The organism is Frankia gtarii (assembly GCF_025403375.1).
GTDB lineage: Bacteria > Actinomycetota > Actinomycetes > Frankiales > Frankiaceae > Frankia > Frankia gtarii.
On sequence record NZ_JAMPTM010000088.1, the window covers coordinates 1 to 22858 of the forward strand.

Genomic DNA, 22858 nt, shown 5'->3' on the forward strand with positions numbered 1-22858 from the left:
GCTGACCGCCCGCACCGCCACGCCCGCCTCCCGCGCCGCCCGCTCGGTGAGCCCGACCGCGCTGACCTGGGGATCGGTGAAGGTCACCCGCGGGACGCCGAGGTGGTCCGCCACGTCGCGGGCAGGCTCGCCGGCGGCGTCGCGGCGGCCGGTGATGACGTCGGCGACGATCCGCGCCTGGTACTTGCCCATGTGGGTGAGCAGGGCGCGGCCGCAGACGTCGCCGACCGCGTACAGCCAGCCGTCGCTCACCCCGACCGCCAGGAGACGGTCGTCGACGTCGATGAACTTCCCGGGTGGCAACCCGACGGCCGCCAGCCCCAGGTCCCCGGTCGCCGGGGTGCGCCCGACCGCCACCAGAACCTCGTCCGCCACGACCGTGTCGCCCGCGGACTCCGGCCCCGCCGGGCCGGCCAGGGTGCCCGCCGGGCCGGCCAGGGTGACGGTCACCGGGCCGCGCGGCGCCGCGGCGTCGTCGCGGCGCCGATGCACCTCGACGGCCCGGGTACCGAGCCGCACCGCGATGCCGTCCGCCTCGAACGCCGCCCGGACCTCCTCCCCGGCGAACTCCTCCTCCCGGACGAGCAGCCGGGGCGAGCCCTCGACGACGGTGACCTCCGCGCTGCCGAGCCGGCGGAACGCCTGGGCGAGCTCCGCCCCGACGGCCCCGCCGCCGAGCACCACGAGGCGCCGCGGCACCGAGGTGGCGGCGGTCGCCGAACGGTTGTCCCAGGGATCGGCGTCGACGAGCCCCGGGATCGGCGGGACGGTCGCCCGGCTGCCCGTGGCCACGACCACCGCGCGCGACGCGGTCAGCACCCGGCGCTCACCGTCGGCGGCGGTGACCTCGACCTGGCGCGGCCGCCCGGTCAGCCGGCCGGTTCCGCGGACGAGCCGCACGCCCTTGTCGGTCAGCCACGGCACCTGGGAGTCATCCGAAAAGCCGCCGACCAGCGAGTCGCGCCGCGCGAACGCCGCCGCGGCGTCCAGCGAGCCGGTGACCGCCGCCGCGGCGCCCGGCACGCGGCGCGCCGCGGCGAGCACCTCCCCCGGCCGGATGAGGGTCTTGCTCGGGATGCAGCCCCAGTAGCTGCACTCGCCGCCGACAAGCTCCCGTTCGACGATGGCCACGGCGAGCCCCGCGTCGGCGCACCGGCCGGCGACGTTTTCCCCGGCGGGTCCCGCGCCAATCACGATCACATCCACAGCTGCGTCCTGGTCCACGCCCGCGCCTCCCCACCGACCCGGTCGTACCGTACGCGCCGACGCGGTGACGAGAAGCACCTGGCCCGAACGGACGGCGCGCCGCCCACAGCCGGGAGGCGCGGGGTGTCAAGGGAACAATGGTCGGGAGCGCGAAGCAGGGCCCGGCGCGCGGCGTAGCCGCCTCGCGTCGGGCCACCGGGACGAAACGAGCGGGGAGACAAGATGCAGCTCGGGATGGTCGGCCTTGGCCGGATGGGCGCCAACCTGGTGCGCCGGCTGATCCGCGACGGCCACGAGTGCGTGGTCTACGACGTCAACACCGAGGCCATCAAGGCCCTGGAGGCCGAGGGTGCCACGGGGGCGGGGACGCTCGCCGAGTTCGCCGCGGCCCTGCGTCCCCCGCGGACAGCCTGGATCATGGTGCCGGCCGGGTTGACCGGGCAGACCGTCGATGCGGTCGCCGAGCATTTCGCGCCGGACGACATCATCATCGACGGCGGCAACTCGTACTACCGCGATGACATCAGCAAGGCGAAGGAACTCACCACGAAGGGCATCCATTACGTCGATGTCGGCACCTCCGGCGGGGTGTTCGGCCTGGAACGCGGCTACTGCCTGATGATCGGCGGCGAGCCGCAGGCCGTGGCCCGGTTGGAGCCGCTGTTCGACACGATCGCCCCCGGCGTCGGCACGATTCCCCGCACGCCCGGCCGCGACGGCGAGCCGGTCCAGGCCGAGAAGGGTTACCTGTACTGCGGGCCGAACGGCGCCGGCCACTTCGTCAAGATGGTCCACAACGGCATCGAGTACGGCATGATGGCCGCCTTCGCGGAAGGTCTCGCCATCCTCGACAAGGCGAACATCGGCCGTGAGGCCCTGGAGCACAACGCCGAGACGGCCCCGCTGGGCGACCCGCAGTTCTACCAGTACGACTTCGACACCGCCGCGATTGCGGAGGTGTGGCGGCGCGGCAGCGTCGTCAGCTCCTGGCTGCTCGATCTCACCGCCGCCGCGTTGCAGGAGGATCCCGAACTCGCCGAGTTCAGCGGGCGGGTCTCCGACTCGGGTGAAGGCCGGTGGACGGTGCTCGCGGCGGTGGAGGAGGGCGTGCCCGCGCATGTGCTGACCGCCTCCCTGTACGAGCGGTTCAGCTCCCGCGGGGAGAGCCTGTTCGCGGACAAGCTGCTCTCGGCGATGCGCAAGCAGTTCGGCGGCCACGCGGAACAGCACGCCCCGAAGGCCGGCTGAGCTCGGCAGCTCGACCCCGTGGCCCGACCCGGCCCGGCCCGACCCGGCGGCCCGGCCGGGTCAGGTATCGGCGGCGAGATCGGCCACGTCACCCATGACGATCATGGGGTGGGCGGTGGGCTTCAGCCAGCGCAGGATGGACGTCAGCGCGTCCTGCTCGACGGCGACACAGCCCCGGGTCGGCGACTTGTGGTCGACGTGCAGCCAGATGTCGCCGCCGACCTGGTCGCCCATCGGCCGGGTCGGGTCGGACGGGGGACGTCCGGGCAGCCGGTTGTAGTCGATGGCGACGACGTAGTTGAACGCCTCAGCCATCGGCTGCCCCTGCGGGGCCGCCGTCCGGTAGAACGCCGGCCGGTACTCGTAGGGCAGGCCGGTGCCCGGATCGGGCAGCTTGCCGCCGGCCGCCGTCAGGCTGAACACGCCGATCGGGCTGCGCAGATCGCCCTCCCGGTGGGCGAAGGTCCACCCGTTGGCGCCGTTGCGCCCGGTCAGCGGGGCACCGAACGGCTCCCAGCGGGCGTCCGGGTTCGCGCGCTGCCACAGGGTCACGTCGTTGGTGTTCGCCTCCCGGTCGGCGCCGCTCGCGACGATCACCTGGAGCGCGTCCCGGGGAATCCGCGCCGACATCACCGATCCGATGCCGGGGACGGTGCCCTGGGCCCCGGTCGTGGCGTCCGCGCCATCGACCCGATTCGGCCGCAGCGGCTCCGCGCCCGCAGCCCGGGTGGCGGGCCCGGACGCGGCGGCGGCGACCGACGCCGGTGGCCTGGAGTCCCCGCCGGGACCGCTGAAGTGGACGGCACCCGCGGCGCCCACGACCAGAGTCACGCCGGCGGCCGCGATGCCGACGGCGACCGACCGGCCCCGCGCGGAGCCCATGCGCGACCGGACCCAGCGAGGTCTGTTGCGGTGATCGGCCATGTCTGCGGCCTCCGGAACGACGCCGCGGGCGGGGCGGCATCGCGCTGTCGAGTGCCGAGGCTCCCGGCGGCGACCGCGCCCACGCCACCGGGGTGCGACCACGGCGCACCGGTCACGACGATACGGATCGCCTCCTGCGCTTCGATGGGGTACCCCAGTGGACTGCCCACGCCATCCAGCCACAACACGCGAACGCTGGGTGACATCCGGGAATGCCTCCTCGGACTAATCCGCATCATTCGCCACATACTCGTCTCCGCCCCTTCACCCGGTGCGGCCCGAACCTGCCCGAAACGCGCACATCTGACCAGAACACCGCAACGATAAACACGATCCGGATTTATTTCGACTCGGAGGGTGATAGATTGCCACATCGGATTCGCTGATCGGCAGCCCGCAGGCAGGCCGGTGCCATCGGGACCACGAGAGGTCCGGCGAGGATGAACGCACGGTTGGCTGCCGCCCCCGGCCCATCCAGCCCCCCTCCCGCGGCCGCGACGAGGGTTGGATCACGCCCGACCGGGTTACGCCTGTCGCCGGCATGCGCGACGCCGGGACGCGAGATGCGCAGAGTCGATTGCGGTACGTTCTGTGCAATCCGCGGCGACAAAGCGTGCACACCGCGCCGCAATGCGCTCACCGCACCGCGATCGGCCGCCACCGACCCGGCCCGCCACCGCTCGGGCCCCCACTGAATCAGGCCCGACGACCGTGCTCGACGGCTTCCAGTTCCACCGCATCCTGACCACCCCACGGCGCCCCGAGGGGACCGACCGTCCCGACCCCGTCCCGCCCGCGCTGTTCGCCGCGCTGGTGGGGGCGCACGCCGAGCTGACCTCGCTCGACGCCGGACCGGCCGCGCCGGGCATCGCCGTCGCCTGGCTACGCGGGCCGGACGAGTCCCACATCCGTTTTCTCGCCGGTGGCCGGCCCTACTTCCCGCCGAGTGGCGTCCCGGCCGCCGTGACCGTGGCCGTGGCTGCGGCACCAGACCCGGCCTTCCCCGCGAGTACGGCCTTCCCAGCGGCTCCCGTGCTCCCCGAGCTGGACGCCGACAGGTGGCTGGATCGTGCGGGCGTGGGGCTGCCGACGCTGCCGCCCTTCCCCGGGCCGCCCGGACCTGGTCTCCCCCGGCCCGCAGCGGCGCCGCGGACGGCGGCGGTGACACCGCTGCTCTACCCGCCCGGCTCGACGGCCGCGACGCTGCCGCCCGGCGCCGTCCTCGACGATCTCGCCCGTTTCCCGTTCTGGCTACGCTGCGGCGGAGCCCCGGACGCCCTGTGGGCACCCGGACCGGGCGGGGAGGGCGGTGCCCAACCTCCGGCCGGCGCGCGGCGCGGCTCGTTCGACGACTACGCCGCCCACCTCGTCGGCCCGTTCGCCTGGCTGGTGCTGGCCTGGCCGGTGCCGCCGCACCGCCTCGCCGAGGAACGCGACGCCCTCGCCCGGTCCATCCCCGCGCTGCGCCTGCGCGAACACGACCAGGACGCCCGGCTCGACCTGGAACGCGCCGAGCGCCGCCACCGGGAACTCGGTCGCGCCGCGGCCAGCGGGATGTGGGACGTCGAGATCCTCGTCGGCGGGGCCAGCAGGGCCGGCGCGTTCTCCCTGGCAGCGTTGCTGTGCAGCTCCAGCGACCTCGACGAGCTCCCCTACACGCTGCGCCCGTTGGGCCCCGCGACGTCGTTCGGCGGCGCCCGGACGCCGCGCCCGGCGGGTCCCGCCGACGGAGCTGAGCGAAGCCCGTTCCGGGCCGGCGCCGAGCTGCTCGCGGCGCTGGCCCGCCCGCCCGGCCGGGAACTTCCGGGCATCACGCTCATCACCCCGCACACGTTCGACGTGACGCCGGAGGGCCCGGACGGCAGCGGGCCCGCGGACCCGCGCGGCGCGCCCGGGACGGTGCGGCTCGGTGACGTCCTCGACGCCGGCTGGTCGCCGGCCGGCGCGCTCGCCGTCCCGCGATCCACGCTCAACCGGCATACGTTCGTCTGCGGCGCCACCGGCTCCGGGAAGTCGCAGACCGTGCGGTCGCTGCTGGAGTCGCTGGCCCGCGCCCCGGCGCCGGTGCCATGGCTGGTGCTGGAGCCCGCGAAGGCGGAGTACGCGCGGATGGCGGGCCGGCTGGCGGATCTCGCCGGGCGGCCCGGCGAGGTGCTCGTCATCCGACCCGGCCGGCTCGACGCGGCGCCGGCGTCGCTGAACCCGTTGGAGCCGGAGGCCGGCTTCCCGTTGCAGAGCCATCTCGACCTCATCCGCGCGCTGTTCCTCGCCGCCTTCGAGGCGCACGAGCCGTTCCCCCAGGTCCTCGCCCGCGCGCTCACCGTGTGCTACCGGGACCTGGGTTGGAACCTGGTGCTCGACCGGCCCGAGCCACCGCATCGACCACGGTTCCGCGTCAGCGGGCCGGACGCGGAACCGCCGGTCGAGGCGCGCCGGCGCTACCCGACCCTCGGCGACCTCCAACGAACCGCCGCCAGGGTGGTGGAGAACATCGGCTATGGGGCGGAGGTCACCGCCGACGTCCGCGGGTTCGTCGACGTGCGCATCGGCAGCCTGCGGGAGGGCAGCCCGGGGCGGTTCTTCGAGGGCGGCCATCCCATCGACATCGGCACGCTGCTGACCCGCAACGTCGTCATCGAGCTCGAGGACATCACCAGCGACCAGGACAAGGCGTTCCTGCTCGGGGCGGTTCTCATCCGCATCGTCGAGCACCTGCGGGTTCGCTTCGGGGCCGCGGGCGCCGGCGGGTTGCGCCACGTCCTCGTCGTCGAGGAGGCACACCGGCTGCTCAAGAACGTCACCGACGGGCCGGCGGCGGCCGCGGTCGAGCTGTTCGCCTCCCTGCTCGCCGAGATCCGCGCCTACGGCGAGGGCCTCGTCGTCGTCGAGCAGATCCCGGCGAAGATCCTGCCCGACGTCATCAAGAACACCGCGCTGAAGGTGATGCACCGGCTGCCGGCCGCCGACGACCGGGAGGCCGTCGGCGCCACGATGAACCTGCGCCCGGAGCAGTCCGAGGCCGTCGTGGCGCTGCCGGCGGGAGTGGCCGCCGTCAGCCTGGACGGCATGGACCGCCCGGTGCTGGCCCGGATGGTCGCCGGCGACGCCCGGGAGTCGCCGCACCTCGCCCGCTACGACCGGGTCCCGCTGGCCGGCCGGCGCAGTCTGCACTGCGGCGCCGCGTGCGCCGTCGGGCGGGCCTGCACGCTGGAGGAGACGGAGACAGCGGCGCTGGCCGCCGGAGATGCCCGGCTGGTGCTCTGGGTCGAGGCGGTCGCGGCCCATCAGGTGATGGGCTTCGCCCACGTGCTGGGCGTGGCGCCGTTCACCCCGTCGCCGGGGCTGCGGGCGATGCTGGCCGCGCAGCCGCCGCGGCGGCTCGACTGCCTGCTCGCGCATGCCACCGACCGGGCCACCGACGCCCGCGCCCGACTGCTACGCCCGTCGGTCGATCCGGACGAGTTCGCCGCCACGCTGCGGACCACGCTGCGCCGGCTGCTCGTCGACGACCCCGACGGCCCCGACGGCCCCGACGACCCAGGCGATGTGAATGCGCGCCGGGACTCCCGGCGGTTCACCGCGGGTGTTTACCGCTGGCAGGACGTCCGGCTGGCCCTCGCCGAGGCCGTCCGCCGGCAGGGCCCGGACGCGGACCCCCACCCGCACACGTCGTCCTGGCACGACCGCGGCCTGGCCGTCGCCGGCAGCACCATCGGCGAGCAGCTCGCCTGGCTGCGCGCCAGCCCGATCTATGCGGGCGGCGAGGACCAGGTCAGCGTCGGCGACGTGACGGCGAGCGGGCTGGTCGACGCGGTGCGGGAGCTCGCCGGCGGGACGAATGCCGGGGCCGTCGCGATCGCGCTGGAGTGCGCCTGCGCCGGACCCGGTCTGGCGGACCTGGTCGACCAGATCGCCAACCTCGTCGAAACGGCCGCGGGCAGGCCGCTGGCCGGCCTCGAGGCGCCGGAGTCGGCCGCGGCCGGCCGGTGAGATCGCGTCAGGTCAGGTGGCGGGGAAGTCGACCGGCGGGATCGGCACGCTGGTAGCGGTCCCGCCGGCCACGTCGAACAGGGTGAGCTCGTACGTCGTGTACTCGATCGACGTCGACAGGTTCCGGGTCGTGAAGGTCACGCCGTCGTCGAACTTGTTGAACGCGCAGTTGCGGGTGAACCGGGCGGCGTCGGTGTCCCAGTCCTCGCCCAAGGTGTAGTAGACGTCGAACTTGCCGTTGGGCAAGCCGTCGACCGTCGCGCTGCTGCCGCTTCGGATGAAGATGTTGCGCACCCGCGCGCCGCCCTCGGTCAGTTTGACCACGGCGTCCTGGGACGGCGGCGCCTTGACGGTCAACTTCCCGTAGCCGCCACGCCGGCCGGGGCCGACGCTGCCGTTGTCCGGCCGCCGAGTCTGGTCCGGCTGGCCGGCCGGCAGGAACGCCCCGACCCGGTACGGGTTGGCCGGGTCCGCCGCCGCGAGCGCCGCGACGGCGAGCCGGGTCAGGTGCGCGCCGTTGCCGGCCGACGCCCGCCGCCCGCCCGAGCTGCCGGTGCACAGCGCCTGCCGGTCGGCCTCATCTCGCAGAGTGTCCAGGTCCGTGCCGAGAGCGAGCAACGCGGCGACGAGCTGCCCGTGCGCGGCACGCGCCCGCGCTGGCGGGTCGGTGTTCTCCAGCGTCGTGCGCTGGGTCGTCAGGTCCGTCGCGGCCGTGCGCAGCGCCTTGGACAGGTCGGGCGGCGTCTGGGCGCCCGATACCGCTCCCAGGTCCGGGGTGAGCGCCGCGTCCAGAGCAGTCAGAACCTGCTGGTAGACCGCTGAGGTGACGCCCGTCGGCGTGGGTGACGGGCTCGGTGACGGCGCGGGCGCGAACGTGCTGGAGGAGACGGCGGGCACGCCTGTCGCATCGTCCCCACCGCAGGCGGCCGCCGCCCACAGCAACGCCAACGTGGCGATGCCCGTCCCGAGCACCCGCCGACCGTTTCGCACCATCAGCCATCTCCCCCATCCGACTCACATCACGCAGTCCTGCGCCGGTCCCCCGCCATCCGCCTGGTAGGCGCGCCAGCCCGGCCGCCGGACGTCCTGTCCGGTCCGCCCGTCCGTCCGGTCCGTCCGTCCGGTCCGCCCGGTCCGCCCGTCCGGTTCGGTGCGGGCGGCAGAGGCCTGATCTCAGGCGAGCGTAGGAGAATTCGCCGCCGCGCCGGCCCGCGACAACGCGTCCCGCGGGCGGCCGGCGCGGGCTCGGCCGGGACCTGAAGGAGCCGGCCTGCGGGAACGGCTCCGGCCGGCGGTGGGCTTGTCGGAAAGCCGACAGGCCGACAGGCCGGCGGACCGCCGGTTGCGGCACGTCGTCCCCGGCCGACGCGGACCGCTCTGGCGAAGCATCGGGCCGTTACGGCACGGAGCGGCAGAACGCGACAGAGCGGACACACGGCGCCATACTGGAGACGGAGGGATTTGACCTCGCCACGGGGCGTGCTCGCCGGCAACGGCGGCGCGGCGGGCCGGGCGGTGTGCAGGCTGGCGGGCCAGGTCCGGCGGTGACATGACTGGCGGGGGGCCAACGATGGGGGGCGCAGCCCTAACGGCGGCGGAAGCCCAGCTGATCCAGGGACTGTTCGTCCCCCGAGAACGCTGGGGATGGGAGTTTGTCGACGGCGGACCGCCGGCGCCAAGCCCGCTCGCCGACGAACCCCCTACCTGGACGGAACCGGCGCTGCCCGACCTGACCGAGCTGTCCGCCCAGCGCGACCGGGCGATCCGGTCGCTGTGGACGCGACTGCTCGTGCCCGTCGCCTTCGTCGTCTTCGGGGTGCTGCTCGCCGGCGAGGGCGGACTGTTCTTCGTGCCGGCCGGGTTCGCCCTCGCCCTACTCGCCGGCCTGCCCCCGCTGGCGCGCCACCGCCGCCTGGTCCGTGCCCGGCGCCGGGCACGGACGACGACGGCGATGGCCCGCGCCGAGCACGAGCAGGCGGTGGCCTTCTGGCGGGCCGAGGTCGACGCGCACAACCATGCCGACGAGCGGCGCAGGGAAGATGCCAGCGCCTTCTTCCCCATCGTGACGCCGGCCGCGACACCGCGGGTCGACGTCTTCGGCGGCGACGGCAACGGCTGGGCCAGTCTGTTGGCCACCGCCGGCTGCTCGGTGCTCACCGGCGGCACCGGCATCCTGCTCGTCGACCTGAGCGAGCGGACGGTCGGCGGCGGGTTGGCGCGGCTGGCCGGGCAGGCCCGCTGGCCGGTCGAATCCTGGGACCTGCCTCGCCAGCTCGACGAGGTCGCGCTGCTCGACGAGCTGGGCCCGCGGGAGACCGGCGAGCTCGTGGCGGATGCCTTCGGCCCGACCCGCGAGGGTGAGCAGGACCATCACCGCCGGGCGCTGCATGCCGACCTGGTGAGCACGGTCGGTCAGGTCCTCGGCGAGCGGCTGACCTTCCGCCGGCTCGCCGAGGGCCTGCGCGTGTTGGAAGGTCTCGACGACGGCACGGCGGCCGTGGCGTTGTCGACAGCCGAGGCCGGTGCGCTTGTCAGCCGGATGAACGCCTTCGGCCGCGGCGAGCGGATCCCCGACGAGCTGCGCTACCTGCGCTCGTCACTGGAGGCCCTCTGCCCGCCGGGCGCCGCGGTCGCGGCCACTGCCCGGGACCGGTCGGCGATCACCGGTGCGCCCGGCGCGGGCGGCCTGCGGCGGCTGGCTACGTGGTGGCCGGTCCAGGGGCTGCGGGTGATGGCAACCTCCAGCCGCGCGTCATCGACGCATCACAAGGAGCTCGCCGACCGGCTCGTCATCCAGGCGGTACTCCACCAGCTCCGCCGCCGCGAGCTCGCCCCCGCCACCGGACGCGACATGCTGGTCGTCGCCGGAGCGGACCATCTCGGCCGACCAGCGCTGGAGGGCCTGGCCCGGCACGCCGAGATCGCCGGGGTGCGCCTCGTGCTGCTCTTCGAACGGCTCACCGACGACGCCGAACGGGTCCTGGGCAGCCAGGGCGGCTCGACGATCATCATGCGGCTCGGCAACGGCAAGGACGCGACGACGGCGGCGGAATTCATCGGCCGCGGCCACACGTTCGTCATGTCCCAGGTGACCACGCAGGTCGGGCGGAGCTTCACGACGGGCGACAGCGACAGTGTCGGCTCCTCCGACGGCACCTCCGACACCACGGGCACCAGCGGCGGTTCCGGCCGGACCTACGACGGCACCCGCCTGCTGCCCTGGTTGCAGAACACCTCGACGAACACCGGCTGGCAGGAATCCGTGACGACGTCACGTTCGCAGACCTGGCAGCGCACGACGAACACCTCGGTCAGCGACTCGACGAACGACGGCAGCACCACGCAGCGGGTGTACGAGTTCCTCATCGAGCCGACCACCGTGCAGACCCTGCCGACCACCGCCTTCCTGCTGGTCAGCCCGGTCGATGGGCCGGGTCGGGTGACACCGGGCGATTGCAACCCGGGCACCGTGCTGCTGCCCCGGGTCTCGCCGTTCGACCGCCGGTCGGCGGCCCGAGCCGGCTCGGGGATTCCGGGGGCGGCTGTCCGGGCGCCGGGCGCCGTCCCCCTCGCCGCGCCGCCCGCGCCACCCGCGCCGCTCCCGCTCGCGGGGCCGGCAGGCCAGCCGGCCGCGGCTTGGCCGCCTCCGATCGAGACCGCCGCGCCCGGCAGCAGCTACCCGACCCGGCCGGCCGTCGCGGAGGAGCTGGCCTACCGGCTGTCCCCGCCGCACCCACGGCCCACTCGCCCCGGCGGCTCCGTCCTCGGCGGCTGGGTCCCGGTCGGGGAGCAGCCCGCGACGAGCCCGGACTCGCAGGCCGCGGGCCCCGGGCGGCCCGTGGAGGACTCACCGGCCGACGGCCGCAGGCGCGCCGAAGGAGGGCCGCCGCGCAGGGGGCGGCGCCGCGTCGGCGGGCAGCCACCGAACCCAGCGTGACCGGCGAACACCGCGCGTAGTTATCCACAACCAGAAAAAGATGCTGGCACAACGGAAGAACAACCGTCATCGTCTTCTCATGGCCCATAACCCTGGCCGACTCTCCTGGCAGGAGATCGCCACCACGCAGGCCGGCGTGATCACGATCCGCGACGCGGTCGCCGCCGGCGTCCCCCGCACCGAGATCCGCCGGCGCCTCAACGACGGCCACTGGCGCCGGCCTTTCCGCGGCGTCCTGATCACCGACCTCGCCCCCACCACCGGCCCGCAGCACCTGTGGGCCGTCGTGCAGGCCATCGGCCCGGATGCGGTGCTTGCGGGCGGATGCGCGGCGGCGCTCGCCGGGCTGGTCGGCTACGACACCCAGCCGGTAACCGTGCTCGTCCCGGCCGACCGTCGCGTCAGCGCCCCGCCGGGGGTGCTCCTGCGGCACAGCGCGCGCCTGCAGATCACCGAGATCGACCCGCTTCGACTGCCCCGACGGACCACACCGGCCCGGTCTGTGATCGACATGGCGGAGTGGGCCGCGTCCCGGACACTGGCGCAGGACCTCCTCGCCGACGCGGTGCACCAACGCATCGCCGCCGTCCGCGGCCTGCGCGAGGCGCTGTCCCGTCGCGGCCCGATCAGCCGGCGCACGCTGATCACCGAGACGCTGGATCGGCTCGGTGCGGACGCGCCGCACCTCACCGAGATCATGTTCCGCCGCATCGAGCGGCGCCAGGAGCTACCATCCGCCGGCTACCGGGTCGAAGGGCCGCCCGACGAGCCGACCTCCCGGCTGACCGTGCGCTACGAGCCGTGGCGGGTACGGGTCGAGGTCGGGTCTGCCGTAAGCCAGCCGGTCACCGAGGGTGGCCCCGATCAGGACATCCTGGTCCGGCTGCCGGCGCGCCTGTTGCGGACCGCGCCGGACGACGCCGCCGCGATCGTCGCCGGGGCCCTGCGCGAACGGGGCTGGGTACCGCCGACGGCTCGCCCCCACCAGGCCCTGGCTTCCTGACGCGGCGACAGCGACCCGCAGGCCAGGGGTTGGCGACGGCCTGATCATGCCGTACTTTGGGCGAACGTTGCGGGAGCTTCCACCCGAGGAGGCTGAGAGGGCGGCTGGGCACAAGCCCGGCGCCGCCGACCGCCTGAACCTGTCCGGGTAATTCCGGCGTAGGGAGTGATGGCCGTGACGCGTCCGGCTCCGATCGTTTCCCTCCGCGCCGCCGGCCGCCGCCGTCCCGCGGTCGCCCGGCCAGTCCTACCCGGCCGGACGAGCGCTCGGCCCGTCCTCATTCGACCGGTCGCCGCCTGACCGGACCTCGCGAGGCGCTCACCACCCGACGACGGTCCACACCCGACCAGCCGCGCGCTGCCACGCGCCCGTCGGAACATGCTCGTGGCCGCCACAGGACAGCACCAGCTCAGGAGCAGCAACGCAGGGAGGAGGAGAAGTCGTGTTCGCCCGCCGATCGAGCCCGCCGACGGCCCTGTCGTCGTCCGATCCCCTTCAGCCGGTCGGGACGGGCGTCGAGCTCCGTGGGGTCGCCAAGCGGTTCGGCCAGACCGACGCCGTGGCCGGCGCGGACCTGACCATCCCCGCGCACAGCCGGCTGGGCATCGTCGGCCCGAGCGGGTGCGGCAAGTCGACCCTGCTGTCGATGATCTGCGGGCTGACCGACCCGGACGCCGGCACCGTCGACGTCCTCGGTGCCGCGGACGCGCCGGGCCGGCTAGCCCGCTGCGCCTGGATGCCCCAACGCGACCTGCTGCTGCCCTGGCGCGGGGTGCTCGCCAACGCCCGGATCCCGCTGGAGAACCAGGGCCTGTCCCGCCGGGAGGCGTCGCGGCGCGTCCAGCCACTGCTCGACCGGTTCGGCCTCGCCGAGTTCGCCGACCACCGGCCGGCGCAGCTCTCCGGTGGCCTGCGCCAACGGGTCTCGTTCCTGCGCACGGTGGCCGCGGACAAGCCGGTGCTGCTACTCGACGAGCCGTTCGGCGCCCTGGACTCGATCACCCGCGCTGACCTGCAGGACTGGCTGCGCGCGATGCTCGCCGACGAGCCCCGCACCGTCGTTCTCGTCACCCATGACGTCGAGGAGGCGCTGCTGCTGTGCGACCGGGTGGTGGTGATGTCGGCTCGCCCCGGCCGGATCGTCGCGTCGGTCGACGTTCCCCCCTACGCCGGCACCGGCGCCGCGGCCCGGCGGGCCCGGCTCGCCGACCCCGACTTCGTCGCGCTGCGCGACACCGTCCTCGCTCACCTGGAGAGCGCCCGTTGACCGCGACGCGGCTGTGGCCGAGCATCCTCGTCGGCGCCGTGCTGCTGGGCACCTGGGAGTTCGTCACCCGGGTGCTGCACGTCGAGGAGTACATCCTGCCGGCGCCGGACCAGGTGGCGACGACGCTGGTCGACCGGTGGGACAGCACCCTGCGCAGCGCCACCTGGGTCACCCTCACCGAAATCGTTCTCGGCTTCGCGCTCTCCGTCGCCGCCGGGCTCGCCCTCGGCTGCGCGCTGCACTTCTCCGCCGCGGCCCGCCGAGCCCTGTATCCGCTGCTCATCGGCTCGCAGACGATCCCGATCGTCGTCCTCGCCCCGATCCTGGCGATCATCTTCGGGTACAGCATCACCCCGAAGCTCATCCTGGTGGCGCTGATCTGCTTCTTTCCCGTCGTGGTCGGCACCCTCGACGGCCTCGCCTCGGTCGATCCTGAGCTCGTCCGGATGATGCGGACCCTGCACGGCCGCCGCGTCGCCATCTTCACCCGGGTGGAGTTCCCCGCCGCGCTGCCCTCGGTGTTCACCGGCCTGCGCCTCGCCGCCGCCTACGCCGCGACCGGCGCGGTCTTCGGCGAGTACTCCGGTGCCTCCGACGGACTCGGCCACGTGATGCGCCAAGGCGTCCCCCAGCTCCAGTCCGCGCTGGTGTTCGCCGCGATCGTGCTGCTCACCGCGATGTCCGTGGCGCTGTTCGCACTCGTGCACGGCGCCGAACGGCTGCTCGTACCCTGGCACCGCAATCCCACCCGAGAAGGGAACACCCGTTGATCTCGCCGCGCTCCCGCCGGTTGACCATGACGACGGCCGCACTCGCCGCCATCGCCCTCACGGCCGTCACGGCCTGCGGCTCCGACGGCTCGTCCGGCGCCAAGCGCCGGGCCGCCACGGTGCTGCTCGACTGGGAGCCCAACCCGGACCATCTCGCGCTGTACTCGGCGCAGGACGGCGGCGACTACAGCGACGCCGGGCTGAACGTCACCCTGCGTTCGCCCTCGGACCCGTCCGACCCGCTCAAGCTCGTCAGCACCGGCACCGTCGACCTGGGCATCTCCTACGAACCCGAGGTGGTCATCGCCGGGGTCGAGAAGCTCGACGTCGTCGCTGTCGGCGCCCTCATCCCCACCGCCCTGAACTCGATCATGGCTGTGGGCTCGGCCGGCATCACGAAGCCCGCCGATCTCGCCGGGGCCACGGTCGGCACCTCCGGGCTGCGCACCGACGATGCCTTCCTCGACGCCATCGCGAAGGCCAACCACTTCGACGCGGCTTCGATCCACCGCGTCGACGTCGGCGCCGACCTGCTGCCCGCCATGATCTCCAAGAAGGTGGACGCCACCCTCGGCGCCTACCGCAACGTCGAGGGCGTCACCCTCACCGACCGCGGCCTCGCACCGAAGGTGATTCCGGTGACCGACGCCGGCGTGCCGCAGTACGACGAACTGGTCATCGTCGCCCGGCGCAGCCGGCTCGCCAAGGACCCGGCCTACGCCGCGCTCGTCCGTGACTTCCTGCGCGCCACGGCGGCCGGCAACGCGCGGGCCCTCGACGACCCGGCGAAGGCCACGACGACGCTCACCGGCGTCGCCGACGGGTACGACCCGAAGCTGCTGCCGAAGATGGTCTCCGCGACGGCTCCGCTGCTGCGCAACCCGGCCGGCTTCGGCCGGATGGACCCGGGCGCCTGGACGTCGTTCGTCACCTGGATGCACACCGAAGGGCTGATCAAGGCGACCGTCCCGACGGCGGACGTCGTCACCAACGACTACCTGCCGAAGCCTTGACAACCGCGGAGGCCGTGACCGCCACGGACGCCACGCCCTCGCCGCCGTTCAGCGCGCGGCTGTGGGCGTCCACCGAGCACGTCTACGAGGCGATCCTGGCCCACCCGTTCCTCACCGGGCTCACCGACGGCAGCCTGCCGCGGGCGGCCTTCGCCCACTTCGTCGTCCAGGACGCGCACTACCTGCGGGACTATGCCCGTGCCCTGGCCGTCTGCGCGGCGAAGGCGCCCACCGAGGATGACGTACGGGCGCTCGCGAACGACGCCGCCGAGGCCGTCGCCGCCGAGCAGGCCATGCATGCCGACCTCCTCGACGCGCTCGGCGGCCCCGCCCCCGGTGCCCCCACGCCCGCCGGCGCCGCGCAGGGTGGTCTCGTGGCGGACGAGGGGGACGAGGGCGGCGTGGCGACGGTGGCACCGACGACCCGCGCCTACACCAGCTACCTGCTCGCGACCGTCTACGGCGGCTCCTTCCTGGAGGCGCTCGCCGCGGTGCTGCCGTGCTACTGGATCTACGCCCGGGTCGGCGCGCGGCTGCTCACCGACTCCTCCCCCGACCCGGTCTACGCCCGGTGGATCGCCGCCTACGGTGACCCGGCGTTCCAGGCGGTGGCCGACCGGGTCGTCGCCCTCATCGACCGGGTGGGCGCGGACGCATCGGCGCCGGAGCTGTCCCGAGCCGCCGAGCACTTCGCGGTGACAGCGCGCTACGAGTGGATGTTCTGGGACGCCGCCTGGCGCCGCGAGACCTGGCCGATCTGAACAGCCAGCCGGGTTCAGACCTCCTTGCGGGCGATCACCAGGTAGGTGCCCGCGAAGCCGGCGCCGTGAACGTAGCGCCGAGCGAGCCGATCAAGGAGCCGGGCGGTGATCAGCAGGGGGCTGACCACCGCCATCATGGCCGCCCAGGCCACCAGATGGGCGGGGCCGGCGGCCTGGCGCAGCCAGGGCATCGGGCGCGGCGCGATGGCGGCGACGGCGAGTAACAGGGCGGCGGTGAGGTCGCCGAGCCCGCGGCTGGCGGCGAAGCGCACCAGGACGGGCCGCAGGCCCCGGTCCTCCAGCGCGGCGAGCAGGTTGTCCACCGGGATGAGGTGCGCCCGTTCCGGCACCGCCCAGCCGGCCCAGAACCGGCCGAGCAGGCGGGCCTGGTGGCACTCGACGTTCGCCAGCTCGCACAGCACGTGCCCGCCGGGCGGTAACGCCTTGGCGACGGCGTCAAGCTCCGCCGACGGGTCGTCGGTGCGTTCCAGGTAGCCGAACATGCTGATGACGTCGTAGCGGCCGGCGACCGCGTCGACGACGTCGGGCAACCGGCCGTGGTGGGCATGGTCGAGCCAGCCGCGCCGCAGGCCCTCGTCCAGTCCGGGGAACGTGTCGACCCCGTCGAACACCGTCGCCGGCCACACCTCGCGGGCCGCGTTCGGGAAGTGGCCGTAGCGGGCGCCGACGTCCAGCCAGGCGCGCGGGACCGTGAACGGGCGCACGGCGGCGGCCTGCCCACGCCGGTCGCGGGCGATCACCGCCAGGGCCTGCTCGGCGATCCCGGCGCGCAGGCCGTCGTAACGGTCCCGGTCGTAGAACTCGCGGCCGGCGGGGCTCAGCGCCGGGTTGAGGAACGCATGGCCGCAGCGCCGGCAGCCGTCGAGGCGAAACCGGCCGGGTTTACGCAGGAACATGTCGGGCGAGTCGAGCCGGGTGGCCAGCTCCGCCGAGCCACACCAGGGGCAGTCGACGCGTGCGCGGCGCAGGAACCGGGCCAGGCCGGCGCGGACGTCGCGGCCGTAGGAGGCACGGCTGGCCGCCCTGCGCTGCTTCGCCGCGTGCTTGACCGGGTCGGCGGGCAGCCCGGCGGCCTTGGCCTCGGCGGCCCGCGCGGCCTGCGCGCGACCGGCGCGCACCGAGTCGATGGCGAACAGCACCCCGCTGAGGATGCGCACGATCGGGGAGCGGATCAGGTCGCGGGGGGACAGCGGCACCCGGCCGGCGCAGACGAAGAACGGCTGAAACCAGAACAGCGCCGTGGCCGCGAGTCCCCACGGCCGGTTGACGTGCACGCCGATGGCGGTGGCGAGCTGGGGTACGAACGGGAAGAGCTGGTTACGCCGGGTGAACCGGTACGCCCGCTGCTGGACCCGCACGCGCACCGCCGCGTCCTCCCGGGCGGCGCGCAGCCCCGGCAGCACGGCAAGGTCGGTCGACCCGGACGCGAAGGTCTTCAGCCGCTCGGTGAGGTCGACGAGCTCCACCTGGTCGAAACCCTCGCGGCGGGCGATGCCGGCCCGGTCGAGGATCTCCGAGCGGACCAGCAACGCCTGGAAGGCGCCGCGGCCGGGCACGCACCGATCGGTGCGGTAGGTGCGGGTGTCGACCATGCGGGCGAGGTCGAGGGCGCGTTCGACGGTGAGGTCCGCGGGGACGAGGTCGAGGACGTCGAGCTTGTCCCTGCTGGCGTGGTAGCTTGCCGCACGCCGCCCGCTGTCGGTCAGCTGGACCCCGTCGGCGACGAGGAACTCGTGCGACGGATCCACCGGTCGACCGGAGGCGGGCAGGGTCTCCAACCGGCGCAGCCGGCCACGCAGCCGCACCCCGTTGATGAGCAGGCCAACGCAGACCAGGACCGGCAGCCAGTCGAGCACGCCGGTCAGCCCCGCACCGGCCCGACTTCGGCGCCACCGCGCCGGCGAAACATCATGCGACGAGTTTCTCAAGCCGGTCGGCGGCGGCCGCAACCCCTCCCGCCGCGGCGAAGGCTTCACGCAGTCGGCCGGCGGCCTCCCGGTGGCCGGGCTCGTCGAGCAGGGAGGTCACCGCGGCGCGCACGGCGGCGGGTCCGGCCCGACCGAACTTGATCCGCAGACCGGCGCCGCTGCGGACGACCTGCTCGCCGATGACCGGCTGATCGTCGCGGACCGGGGCGACGACCAGCGGGACGCCGTGCGATAAGGACTCGCAGACGGTGTTGTTGCCGGCGTGGCAGACCACCGCGGACAGCCGCGACATCAGGTCGACCTGCGGCACGATCGGGGCCACGAGCAGGTCGTCGGGGGCGGCGGCGGCCAGGTCGTCGACAAGCCCGGGCGGAGCGACGAGGATGGTCTGCGCCCGGCTGGCCAGGTCCAGCATGCCCTCCGCGGCGGCCCGCAGGAACCGCCCGCCGGCCTCCCGGGTCACCGTGCCGAGCGAGACGAGCACTGCCTCACGGTCGGGGTCCAGCCATTCCCAGGGGAACGAAGCGGTCTGCGCCCGCCGGCCGACCGGGCTGCCCACGAACGCGACGTGACCGGGTACCTCGGGGGTGCGCAGCAGCTCCCGCACGGACGCGACGAGCGTGAGTTCGTCGGAGAACCGCAGGTCGCCGGCGGCCGCCTCGACGGCGGGCACGCCGCGCGCGAGCTGGAAGTCCCGCAGCAGATCGGTGATCCACCGACCGAGCCCGGCCATCACCCCGTACGGGTCGTCGAGCTCGGCCGGGGTCGTGGCGAGCGTGGCCCAGCGCAGCCGCCGGCGGCGAGCGACCAGGGCCGCCCCGACCGCCTGCTGGTCGATGACCAGCGCATCCGGGCGGAACGCGTCGACGGCCGCGTCGACCGCCGGTTCCATCGCCGCGGCCAGCGGCAGCAGGAAGTCCTCCCACAGGAACTTCAGCGACGCCGCGCCGCGCAGTGCCCTCGAGCGGGCCACGATTGTGGCGCGGTCGGCCTCGTCGAGCGTCTCCGGCAGCGCCAGCAGCGGCAGCCCCGGCGGGATCAGCTCGCCGATCACTCCCGCATGGCCGGCGACGGCGACCTCGTGGCCGCGGGCGGCGAGCTCCCCGGCGATCCCCACGGCCGGGTTGACGTGCCCGGTCAGCGGCGGCACGACGAACAGCAGGCGGCTCACGGCCGCGTCAGCCCACCGCCGGACGGCGCCCGGCATTCAGGTCGGGCGGCGGCACCATCTGCGTCACCCAGTCCGGGGTGGCGAAGCTCCGGTCGTTCTCGCGGAGGTAGGGCGGCGGTGGCGTGCGCCGGTCGAACAGCCACCAGTTCAACAGGGTGCGCAGGTAGGCGGTGGCCTCACGCAGCACCATGTGGGTGTGCTGCTCCAACACGATCAGGGAGCAGTCGGGGACGAGGGCGGCGAGCCCGGCGGCCTGCCCGATGATGTCGGAGTTCTCCCCGTACACGGCGAGCACCGGGACTCGCAGCGCGGCGAGCGCCTCGGCGGAGAACGGCGGCGTCGCCAACATGTCGGTCGCGATCGTCGTCTCGGACAGCAGGCGCTGGGCGGCCCGGGCCGTGCGGCTGATCGCCCGGCCGGCGCCGTGGGCCAACCACTGTTCGACCTCGTCGTCGTTCATCGCGACGAGGATCTGGCTCAGCGAACGGGCCATCTCCTTGCCCAGGCCCTCGATGAGGAACGGCGGCTCGATGAGCGTCAGGCTCGCGACCCGGACGGTGAACTCCAACCCGAACGCCAGGGCCAGCGTCGCACCGTAGCTGTTGCCGATGACGTGCACCGGGCGGTCCACGCCGAGCACGTCGAGCAGCCCGGCGAGGTCGGCCATCGAGTCGGCGAGGCGGTAGCCCCCTCGGGTGCGCTCACTGCGGCCATGGCCTCGCAGGTCGTAGCAGATGACGTCGCAGCCCGCGTCGGCCAGGCTGGTACCCAGCGAGAAGTAGAAGCTGGAGAGGTTGTCCATCACCATGCCGTGCACCATGACCACGATCGGCGAGTCCGCGGACGCTCCCGCACGGGATTCGAGCCGCTGCACATGCAGCCGGACGCCGTTCGCGATGACCTCTGCCACGGACCTTGCCTCCTTGTCGGTTGAATGCTCCGGTCTGGCCCGGATGCTCCGGGCGGCCGTCAGGCCAAACCGGCGGTCGCGGCCGCCGGCAGGCTGTTGACGATGAACCGGACGACCTCGCCGACCTGCATGTTGATCACCTGGTCGACGTCCATCGTGGCGAGGAAGCCGACGAAGTCGACTGCCTCGCCGTAGCGCTCCCGAAGCCGGTCGGCAAGCGCCACGAACTCGATGCTTTCCAGCTCGAGGTCATGGCTGAACGTGCTCTCCATGGCGATGTCCATGTCGATCACGTACTCCTCGCCGATGATCTCGCGCAGGTCCTCGCTGACCTCGCCGAGCACCCGCGTCTCGTTCTCCGCCCGGTCGACACTGACCGGTCCCGCCGTCGCCTGAACAGACATGATCGCTACTCCTTCTCGTTCGGAAGGCCGCTCGCCTCGACCTCGGGGGAGGTCCAGGCGACCACATAGGCCGCGGCGCCGGCCCGACGAGCGGGGGCGCCGTCACGCGCTGCTTCCTGATCGATGACGGTGGCGGGACGTACGTCCCTCGCCACAGCCCGGTTGCCGACGCCGCCCGAATCCGGCTCGGGGGCCCCGGGTTGGCCGCCTTCCGGCTGGATCTGGCCGGAGGCATCCACCGTACGCAACGCCACCCACCGCGAGCCTGGTGAGAGCGGCCCGCCGGGGCCATCCTCATAGATGGTGACCCGGACCAGTTCGGGCGGTGCGTGCCCGGCCCAGTCGGCCGCGGCCCAGGCGTGTCCGGGCGAGTGCGGGCCGTCGACGACGAACTGACGCGGCCGGCCCGCGAGCCCGGTGCCCTCAGCCTTTGCGGCCGCCTCCTTCGCCGCCCACAGCCGGGTGAACCACAACGCCCGACGCCCCGGATCACCGCCGGCGACCCGGTCGAGCAGGTCACGTTCGGCCGGGGCGAGCGCCGCCGCCTCGACCCCGGGCGCCCGCACGGTGATCTGCTCGATGTCGATGCCGACCGCCCCGTCCGCGGACACCAACGCCACCGCCAGCTCCGGCTTGTGGGCGAGGGAGACCCACGGGGGGTCGTCGGCCGGGATACCCGACCGCGTCGGCAGGGCGCCGACCAGCGGGGCGCCGCGGGCGTCGTGATCGATCCGGACCTCGATCCCCCAGACGGGCCCCGCGCCCCGCGCCCACAGCCAGCGCCGGACGGCGTCCTGGACGGCGATGCGCCCCAACAGCCAGCCGCGCGCGGCCCGCGGGTTGAGGCCCGCCAGCCGGGCCCGGTCCGCGGCGTCGGCGTAGTGACGCACGATCAGTTCACGCGAGGCCGAGTCGGCCCAGCGGTCGAGCGCGACCACCCAGCCCTCGCCGGAGGGCTGGGCCACGGTGTGCAGCTCCGGGGCGCGGACCATCGCCCAGAGCACGTCGTCGTTGGCGAAACGCCGATCCGTCCAGGCGGACACGACCGCCCACACCGACCCGTCGAGGCGGCGTAGCTCCATGTCCGCGGTCACCGTGCGCTCGGTGACCTGCCGGATCCGCACGACGCAGTCGACCAGGTCGCCCACCACCGGCGCCGGGCCGTGGAAGCTCAGGTCGGCCAGGGACTGCGGCAGCAGCAACGAGTCCTCGGACAGGGTCTCCATCGCCCAGTAGCCGAACAGCTGGCCGGCGTTGTCCAGCAGCGCGCCGGACGCGGACGGCACCCGCAACCGCCCGCGAATGCCGGTCGCGGCGATCGCCTCGATGTGGTGAATGCCCTGGTATCCGGGCCCGTGAAAGAGGAAGCGACCGGAGTAGAGGTCCTTGCCCTGGTGGCGGGAGGGCCGTTCACCGGGCAGTACGGGACCGGTCGGGCCCGCCGGCAGGTCCGCGGTGGCCGCGGTGGCCCACGGGGACGGCGGGTAGTCGTCGGCGAACACGACCGTGCCGCGGGCGTAGCCCTCCATGGTCACCCGCACCGCGTCCGGCCCGGTCGAGGCGAGGGTGACCGACACCTCCACGGCGGGTTCGATGGCGAGCCAACGCAGCGCCCGGACGTCCCGGATGCCGATCGGCACGCGGCCCGGCATCATCGCCGTGGCCTGCTCAACCATGAGTTCGAGCACCTCGGTCATCGGCACGACCGGGAAGATGTCGGACAGGTCGCTCCAGCCCGGCGGCTGCCGGTAGAAGCAGTGGTCGATGATGTGCGGCATCGACGCCAGGGACAACCGGCGACGGACGGTCCGCGGCGCGGACGCCAGCGCCCCATCATCACCGCCGGAGGCAGGCGGAGCACCTCCGCCGAGGACGGACGCGACGTCGCCCCCGAAGTCGCGCACGCCGGCATCGCGGGGCGCCGGCACTCCGCCGGCACCGCCGGATGGGGTGCCCACCCCGCCTGCCGCGGGCACGGCGCGCCGCCGAGGCGGCGATCCCGGCGGGGCCGTGGGGCTCAGTGCCCACCGATCGACGACCGCGGACATCACCGCGTCCGTGTCGGCGAGCGCCGCACGCAGCTCGTCGAGCACCGGATGGCCGACGGCGGAGCCCAGGGCGGCGTGGGTCGGCTGCGTCGAGCCGAGCAGGGCCGCGCCCGCGGGTCCGAGGCGCACCAGCGGCGCGCCGAGGTTCAGCCGGACGGAGGCACCACGGCGCCGCGGCAGCTCGATGCGCCGCACGGCCGGCGCTGCGACAGAGGCCGACGTTGAGACAGAGGCCGACGTTGAGATCGGGGCCGGGG

16 protein-coding genes are annotated in these 22858 nt (G+C 74.1%); 8 read left to right on the plus strand and 8 right to left on the minus strand.

The genetic code is table 11. The features are described 5' to 3' along the window. Nucleotides 1-1194 (minus strand): dihydrolipoyl dehydrogenase family protein (locus NBZ83_RS14920; RefSeq protein ID WP_438803314.1); only part of this gene is annotated, 1194 nt, incomplete at its 3' end. A 234-nt stretch (nt 1195-1428) separates the two neighbouring features. On the opposite strand from NBZ83_RS14920, the gene gnd reads away from it, so the two are divergent. Then, on the plus strand, nt 1429-2454 hold the full coding sequence (gnd, locus tag NBZ83_RS14925; protein ID WP_261566145.1) for a phosphogluconate dehydrogenase (NAD(+)-dependent, decarboxylating): 1026 nt from the start codon (nt 1429-1431) through the stop codon (nt 2452-2454). 60 nt (nt 2455-2514) lie between these two features. Here gnd and NBZ83_RS14930 read toward each other — a convergent pair whose 3' ends face one another. After that, nucleotides 2515-3336: a L,D-transpeptidase family protein gene (locus NBZ83_RS14930; protein ID WP_261566146.1), complete on the minus strand. Its 822-nt coding sequence runs from the start codon at nt 3334-3336 to the stop codon at nt 2515-2517. 753 nt (nt 3337-4089) lie between these two features. On the opposite strand from NBZ83_RS14930, the gene NBZ83_RS14935 reads away from it, so the two are divergent. After that, nucleotides 4090-7368 carry an ATP-binding protein gene (locus tag NBZ83_RS14935; RefSeq protein ID WP_261575200.1) on the plus strand — a complete coding sequence of 1093 codons (3279 nt, stop codon included), beginning with the start codon at nt 4090-4092 and terminating at the stop codon, nt 7366-7368. Nucleotides 7369-7380: 12 nt separating this feature from the next. On the opposite strand, the gene NBZ83_RS14940 is transcribed toward NBZ83_RS14935, so the two are convergent. Beyond that, nucleotides 7381-8361: a hypothetical protein gene (locus NBZ83_RS14940; RefSeq protein ID WP_261575202.1), complete on the minus strand. Its 981-nt coding sequence runs from the start codon at nt 8359-8361 to the stop codon at nt 7381-7383. Between the two features lie 577 nt (nt 8362-8938). Here NBZ83_RS14940 and NBZ83_RS14945 point away from each other — a divergent pair. The 6 genes from NBZ83_RS14945 to NBZ83_RS14970 all read left to right on the plus strand — a co-directional run bounded on the left by NBZ83_RS14945 (nt 8939) and on the right by NBZ83_RS14970 (nt 16119). After that, nucleotides 8939-11305, plus strand: a complete 2367-nt coding sequence (locus NBZ83_RS14945; RefSeq protein WP_261566149.1) for a hypothetical protein — start codon at nt 8939-8941, stop codon at nt 11303-11305. 40 nt (nt 11306-11345) lie between these two features. Next, a complete protein-coding gene (locus NBZ83_RS14950) occupies nt 11346-12308 on the plus strand; it encodes a type IV toxin-antitoxin system AbiEi family antitoxin domain-containing protein (protein ID WP_261575203.1) in 963 nt (320 codons plus the stop codon). Between the two features lie 442 nt (nt 12309-12750). Then, nucleotides 12751-13575 (plus strand): ABC transporter ATP-binding protein, encoded by an 825-nt coding sequence (locus NBZ83_RS14955; protein WP_261566151.1) that lies wholly within the window; start codon nt 12751-12753, stop codon nt 13573-13575. Next, complete coding sequence (locus tag NBZ83_RS14960) at nt 13572-14345, plus strand: ABC transporter permease (protein ID WP_261566152.1); 774 nt, start codon at nt 13572-13574, stop codon at nt 14343-14345. Before NBZ83_RS14955 ends, NBZ83_RS14960 begins: the two co-directional genes overlap by 4 nt. A gap of 26 nt (nt 14346-14371) precedes the next feature. Further along, a complete protein-coding gene (locus NBZ83_RS14965; protein WP_261575204.1) occupies nt 14372-15358 on the plus strand; it encodes an ABC transporter substrate-binding protein in 987 nt (328 codons plus the stop codon). Between the two features lie 14 nt (nt 15359-15372). Beyond that, nucleotides 15373-16119, plus strand: coding sequence for a TenA family protein (locus NBZ83_RS14970; RefSeq protein WP_261575205.1), 747 nt, complete (start codon nt 15373-15375; stop codon nt 16117-16119). A gap of 14 nt (nt 16120-16133) precedes the next feature. On the opposite strand, the gene NBZ83_RS14975 is transcribed toward NBZ83_RS14970, so the two are convergent. The 5 genes from NBZ83_RS14975 to NBZ83_RS14995 form a co-directional block, all read right to left on the minus strand. Continuing rightward, the gene (locus NBZ83_RS14975) at nt 16134-17996 is read right to left on the minus strand and encodes a class I SAM-dependent methyltransferase (protein ID WP_261566155.1); all 1863 of its coding nucleotides are present in this window, start codon (nt 17994-17996) and stop codon (nt 16134-16136) included. 52 nt (nt 17997-18048) lie between these two features. After that, a complete protein-coding gene (locus NBZ83_RS14980; protein WP_261575206.1) occupies nt 18049-19239 on the minus strand; it encodes a glycosyltransferase in 1191 nt (396 codons plus the stop codon). A gap of 7 nt (nt 19240-19246) precedes the next feature. Further along, entirely contained in the window at nt 19247-20149 is a 903-nt protein-coding gene (locus tag NBZ83_RS14985; RefSeq protein WP_261566157.1) for an alpha/beta fold hydrolase, read from the minus strand. Nucleotides 20150-20208: 59 nt separating this feature from the next. After that, nucleotides 20209-20553: a phosphopantetheine-binding protein gene (locus NBZ83_RS14990; RefSeq protein ID WP_261566158.1), complete on the minus strand. Its 345-nt coding sequence runs from the start codon at nt 20551-20553 to the stop codon at nt 20209-20211. Between the two features lie 5 nt (nt 20554-20558). Beyond that, nucleotides 20559-22858: 4'-phosphopantetheinyl transferase superfamily protein (locus NBZ83_RS14995; protein WP_261575207.1), on the minus strand; the 2300-nt coding region annotated here is incomplete at its 5' end.